5 protein-coding genes are annotated in these 5,758 nt (G+C 59.0%); 1 reads left to right on the forward strand and 4 read right to left on the reverse strand.

What is annotated here, in order from left to right; all coding sequences use genetic code 11:
• Window positions 1–226: 226 nt before the first annotated feature.
• The 4 genes from EZI54_RS22935 to hrpB form a co-directional block, all read right to left on the reverse strand.
• Window positions 227–613, reverse strand: a complete 387-nt coding sequence (locus EZI54_RS22935; RefSeq protein WP_131484194.1) for a hypothetical protein — start codon at window positions 611–613, stop codon at window positions 227–229.
• Between the two features lie 95 nt (window positions 614–708).
• Window positions 709–1,125, reverse strand: coding sequence for a hypothetical protein (locus EZI54_RS22940; protein WP_131484195.1), 417 nt, complete (start codon window positions 1,123–1,125; stop codon window positions 709–711).
• A 98-nt stretch (window positions 1,126–1,223) separates the two neighbouring features.
• Window positions 1,224–2,072 (reverse strand): pPIWI-associating nuclease domain-containing protein, encoded by an 849-nt coding sequence (locus tag EZI54_RS22945; RefSeq protein ID WP_131484196.1) that lies wholly within the window; start codon window positions 2,070–2,072, stop codon window positions 1,224–1,226.
• 311 nt (window positions 2,073–2,383) lie between these two features.
• Window positions 2,384–4,867 (reverse strand): ATP-dependent helicase HrpB, encoded by a 2,484-nt coding sequence (gene hrpB, locus EZI54_RS22950; protein WP_131484197.1) that lies wholly within the window; start codon window positions 4,865–4,867, stop codon window positions 2,384–2,386.
• Between the two features lie 131 nt (window positions 4,868–4,998).
• Here hrpB and EZI54_RS22955 point away from each other — a divergent pair.
• Window positions 4,999–5,758: hypothetical protein (locus EZI54_RS22955; RefSeq protein WP_207389320.1), on the forward strand; the 760-nt coding region annotated here is incomplete at its 3' end.

A 5,758-nucleotide genomic window follows, 5' to 3' on the forward strand; every position in this document is an offset into this window, starting at 1 on the left:
GGTCGAACTACGCCCCCAGAACACGGCTTCGGCACCCGACAAAAGCAACATCGTGTACCCAATGAGCACCAGGGGCAAAAAAACACCGAGTGTCAGAGTCTCTATCTTTTTGAAGCGAGGAATGTTGCTCATCCTTTGCTGACATTTAACGCTGAGGTAACCGGCGCCGGAGCGCAGCGAAGGGAACCAAAAGCGCCACGCTTTTGGCGTCCGGTTGACCGCTTGGTTAAGTTTCGACTATTTCTGGATGTTTTCGGTCACGACCGCCGCCCTGCTTGTATATTTCGTGGGCGGTTCGAATATACAGCGCAACCGCAGGCAACTGCCGCACCGAGTTAAGAGTGCATTCTGAGTATGCCCCGTGCCCCATCCCCTCGCGCAGCTCAATTTCATCGAAGCAAAGAAATTCGCTTGGGTTTCCCCGTAGGCTAATAACTATGTTCCGAGCCCTTGCGTGCTGCACGGTAAATGTCACGAAATTTTGCGAAGGCACCCAACGCTTACCTTTTAGTTCAAAAGTCATCCCTGGCTCGAGGCTTTCAGCGTAATCGACCAACGCTAAACCCACACTTCTCAGCTCGGGGATTTTCTCAATATCTTCTTTCAATCCCATTTGCCGATCTCTTTGAAACTTAACGCTTGCAGCATGCGCGCCCTTGGAATGAAGCCGAAGGCGCAATGTAATGGGCGTCGCTGTGCCTGCACTGGTTATGTAGCATCTACCGACCTCACGACCTTTGACATTATTACCTGCTGAATCTCGGGGTGAAATTCCTCATAGATGGTATTTGAGCGAACATTGTTCTTCTCTTTAGGCTTTGGGACGGTGAACCTTTCACGGCTTATCCAATTTATGCGTCTGCCTGCACTGACGATACCTTTGGTATCTTCTTCGTCAGTTAGAAGTTTATGGTCAGCAACAAAGCCAATTCCCTTAACATGGATATCTTTACTTCCGGCAGAGCAAGACTTGATGTAAACGATGTCCCCGACCTTCAGAGATGCTATGTACTGAAACAACTCCGGTGCCTCGCCTTGCCCCCAGCCGGGCCCAGCGATTCCGTGATTAATAAATTCAGTGCTTACGTCCTCGCCGTAATATGCCCCAATTCCAAAAATTGCCATCTAATTCTCCTTGGCTGAATTATGCTACATAACGCCTGGGCTCAGCGGCCGATTTGGAGGCGCAACGCGCCGGAAAAGCGGTCCGCTGCAGCCCCTGGTTATGCCTGCTCATCTTGACCATACCTCGTGTCAGTCCAAGAGCTAGTGTCAACACCAAAGGAATCTTCTCTCACTTCGACTTCGTCTGGTGAGTCGACAGGACTGGTCAACTGGCATTGATATGGAAACGACTGTGGAAGAACGGCTCCATCCCCCTTACGGATATCTGAATTAGAGCCCCATTGAAGCTCGCAACCTATAGATCCTTCAGCCATAAATTTTATGACTCTGTGATCAATCTCTGTTATCACAATGGTATCCGTATAGACCTCATCTATATAGGAATGCGAGGCCAGTTCATCAATTTCAATGATTGTTTCCCGTAGAGTTTCATCTATAACTGCTGAATCAATGTGTTCCCACAGCTTATCCACAATAAGCGCTCTACATTCGTTTATTGTTGTAAGAAAATCATATACGGCCTTCGTTGTTTCATTCACTAGATTTTCAATTCTTTCTCCAGGCAGATCAAACACATTTGGTTCTATATGGGTAAATTTATTGAGCCCTTTGATCACTCTAATAAGAGTGGTATGAATCTTGTCCACCTCGAGCCCGAGTACATCCTCAACATATGAGTCTGATAAGCCACCTTGCACGGCATAAATCGCTCGCTGCTTTCTCGTTACCCCATCTTCTTTATCTGTTTCGTTTTTGTACCACGAACAAGCAACTACATTAGTTTCCGGTGCTAACCGATGGAGGACGTGCCGCGTTAGCTCACGCATGGAGTAAGAATAATTATTCAGCCTCAAAGGGTTAGAGGTATCTTCAAGGTTTTTCAGGGCTGCTTTAAAAAGAGCTTTCTCAAAGCTCGTGCCAAGCATCCCATTTATTTCCTTAATCAATGGTCTCCTCCGGCATAACAGCTAATTCAACTGACTTTGTCGTATATCACCCACGCGGATAACTCCGCAGCGCGAAACACTCCAATTTCCGAAAAGCGTAGCCCTTTCAGTCACGTAAGGCCAGAAGCCGGTTTCACGCTTTGGACTTTTCCGACAAAACGAGGATAACTCCGTGTTGTATAACACTCAGTCGTAAATGCACCTACCGCCATAAAACAAATAAGATCAGTCTATTACAGTCGTTAGCTTTGACATGCTTCGGACTTTTCGTGCATTTGTCGCTGAACTCCGCCCTTTTCAGCGCTTTCAACTCACTTCCCCGACTTCTTCGTCCCCATCTTCGCCTCGGCCGTCAGCGGATCTTCCGGCCAGGGGTGCTTCGGGTAACGCCCGCGCTGCTCCTTACGGACCTGTGGATAAACCTCTCGCCAGAAGTTGGCGAGGTCGGCGGTGACGGCCAGGGAGCGTTGGGCCGGGGAGAGGAGGTGGATGACGACCGGCAGGCGGCCGTTGGCGAGTTTGGGGGTGTCGGTCCAGCCGAACAGCGCCTGGAGTTTGGCGGCCAGGACGGGGCCGTTTTCGGCGGTGTAGTCGAGGCGGATCTGTTGGCCGGTGGGAATTTCGAGGGCTGTGGGTAAGTCCCGCTTGAGGGTCTGTTGCTGGGTGTAGTCCAACTGGCTTTGCAGGGCGTCGATGAGGTTGATCTGTTGCAGGCCTTTCCAGTTGCGCACGCCGGCGAGGAACGGGGCGAGCCACTGGTCGAGGGTGTTGAGCAGGGCCGTGTCGGCTGTGTCCGGCCAGGCGTCCGGCTCCAGGGCCTTCATGTGTTGCACGCGGGCGCGCCACTGCCGGGCGGCCTCGGTCCAGGGCAGGCTGTCCAGGCCCTTTTCGCGGACGGCCGTGAGCAGGCCGAGCTGGATCTGCTCGGGGCTCGGGTCCGGCAGGGGTTTCTGTTCCAGCACCAGCGCGCCCAGGCGTTTGACCCGGCGGGCGATGACGGTGCCTCTGGCGTCGTCCCAGCGGGCCTCGTCGGCGGTCTCGATGTGGGTGGCCAGATCGGTTTCCAGGGTGGCGCGGTCGGTGGCGGCGGCGAGGAAGATGCGGGCTTCACGGGCCTGGCCGTCCAGGTCGGCGGCCACCAGCCAGTCGTCCCGGCCGAGGGCGTCTTCGTCGTTCAGGCGAGCGCCGCGGCCGTTGCTGAGCTGGTAGCGGTTGGCGTCGCCAGAGCGCCTCAGCGCAATACGGTCCGGGTAAGCGAGGGCTAACAAACGGCCTGCCGGCAGTGAGTTATCCACATCCCTGGCGCCCTTTTCCGGCAGCAGTCGATCTGCCGCGCGCTTGAGCGCATCCAGCCGGGCCCGGTCCAGGTTGGGGGCGCGGTACTCGCCGGTCAGTACCTGCAGTCGGTGGGTGAGATCGGCACCGACCCCGGGCCCCAGGAGATCCCGGTCACCCAGTAACGCGGCCAGTCGGGCCGCGGTCTGCGGATAACCCAGTTCGCGTCCTTTGAGGACCATATGCGCCAGCCGGGGATGAATCCCCAGATCCCGTGCGCGGCGGCCGTGGTCGGTGATGGCGCCGTCGCTGTCCAGCAAATCGAGCCATTGCAGCAGGTCCACCGCCTGCGCCCAGTGAGCGGCCGGCGGCGGGTCGAGCCATTCCAGATCGCCCGGGTCCCGCGCACCCCACTGGGCCAGTTCCAGTGCCAGGGGCGCCAGGTCGGCTTCGAGGATTTCCGGTGGGGTGAAGGCGGGCAGCCCCTGTTGCTCGGACTCGCTCCACAGGCGATAGCACACGCCGGGTTCGACGCGTCCGGCACGACCCTTGCGCTGTTCGGCGGCCGCCTGGGAGACGCGGCCGGTGATCAGGCGGGTCATCCCGCTGTTGGGGTCGAACACGGCACGGCGGGCCTGGCCGGCATCAATCACCACCCGCACCCCTTCGATGGTCAGGCTGGTTTCGGCGATGGCGGTGGCCAGTACGATCTTGCGCTCGCCCTCGGGAGCGGGCTGGATGGCACGGTCCTGCTCCTCGCCCTTCAAATTGCCATAAAGTGGGGTCAGGTGGGTGCCCGGTGGTAACTGGGGACGTATCAGCCGCTCTACCTGACGGATTTCACCGGCGCCGGGGAGAAAAGTGAGGATCGAGCCCATTTCCGTATCCAGCGCTTCCCGGATGATCGCGGCGACATGATCCACCATACGGGGCGGCCGCCCCGAAGCCGGCGGGAGCGGCCGGTAATGCACGTCCACAGGATACGCCTGGCCCTCGCTGGTGAGCACCGGCGCGTCGTCCAGCAATTGGGCGAGCGGCGCGGTATCCAGCGTGGCGGACATGACCACCACCCGCAGGTCGTCCCGCAACGCCTGCTGGGACTCCCGCACCAACGCCAGCCCGAGATCCGCCTGCAGGGAACGTTCATGGAATTCGTCGAACAGGATGGCGGCGTAGTCTTCCAGCGCCGGGTCCTGCTGGATCAGGCGGGTAAGGATGCCTTCGGTGACCACTTCGATGCGGGTACGGGCGGAGACTTTGGTGTCCAGCCGGGTGCGGTAGCCGACCGTTTCGCCGGGCTTCTCGCCCAGTTGGCCGGCCATGAAGCGTGCGGCGGCGCGCGCGGCGATCCGGCGGGGTTCAAGCATCAGGATGCGGCGGTCGTCGCGCCAGTCGCAGCCCAGCAGGGCCAGCGGCACACGCGTGGTCTTACCGGCGCCCGGCGGGGCCTGGAGCAGGACGGTGGTGTGCGCCTCGAGGGTGGCGCGTAAATCGGGGAGCAGGGTATCGATCGGCAGCATGGGGACGATCATGCCGGTTGGACAGGAAAACGCAAGATGATTGAGATTGTCGTCATCCGCCGGATCGGCTAGTGTAATGCAGCCATGCTGGCAGGACGCCAGCATCCCGGAAATCCCAAGGATTGGAGTTCATGAGTTACCGTCTTGCGAGCGTGGAGGAGTTACCACGGTCTTCCGACGCATTGGTGACCCTCGTCCATCCCCTAAGCGCGGTGGACATCGTCAAGCGGATCCTCAGCCCGCATGCTGTCACCGACACCCCCATCGAAAATCTGGATCCCCGCCAAAAGCCATCGCGCTTGATAGAGCAACTGGCACAAGGCGAACAGGTCCTGTTTGACGCCAGCGGTGCCAGCCCCGGGATCTTCCTGAACCGGCGTCCGGAATCCGGATCGACGGTGGCCAATCTACCGCCCAGATTAGCCCAGGCCCTGGATGATCATTGGGAAGGTCGGACAAGCAGCGGCATCGGCGGCGCCCCTTTACAAGGAGACAGCCTTGCCCCGGCCGCCGAGCCGGCCTATCAGGCTCCATCACCGCAAAGCACCCCAACCGAAGCAGGACAGCGAACGCTGGATCTGCTCTACCGCTGGCCGGATGGCAGCGGTGTCGCCGGTGCTCCTTTTGCCGTCACGGGTCTGAATGACTTTCGCTCGGGCACATTGGACGATCAGGGCCAGGCCCACGTCACCGGGCTGCTGGACCCAGTGGTGGATGTCCGTTTCGGCGAGCCGGCGCCAGCGGGGTCCATCGCCCTCCTGCGTCAGCAACTCCAGGCCCAACTGGATGCCATGGTCGCCCGCGAGCGCCGGGAAGCGGCCCGCCTCGATGCCAGCACGGCGGACCTGCCCTTGACCTTCAATGCCGGCGTGCATGTGGTGTTCGGCCTGA

Source organism: Marinobacter halodurans (assembly GCF_004327985.1).
Classification (GTDB): Bacteria; Pseudomonadota; Gammaproteobacteria; order Pseudomonadales; family Oleiphilaceae; genus Marinobacter_A; species Marinobacter_A halodurans.

Excerpts from the sequence above, each read along its gene's own strand:
- EZI54_RS22940 (WP_131484195.1), bottom strand. The coding sequence starts at position 1,125 with ATGGCAATTTTTGGAATTGGGGCATATTACGGCGAGGACGTAAGCACT.
- EZI54_RS22935 (WP_131484194.1), bottom strand. The coding sequence starts at position 613 with ATGGGATTGAAAGAAGATATTGAGAAAATCCCCGAGCTGAGAAGTGTG.
- hrpB (WP_131484197.1), bottom strand. The coding sequence starts at position 4,867 with ATGCTGCCGATCGATACCCTGCTCCCCGATTTACGCGCCACCCTCGAG.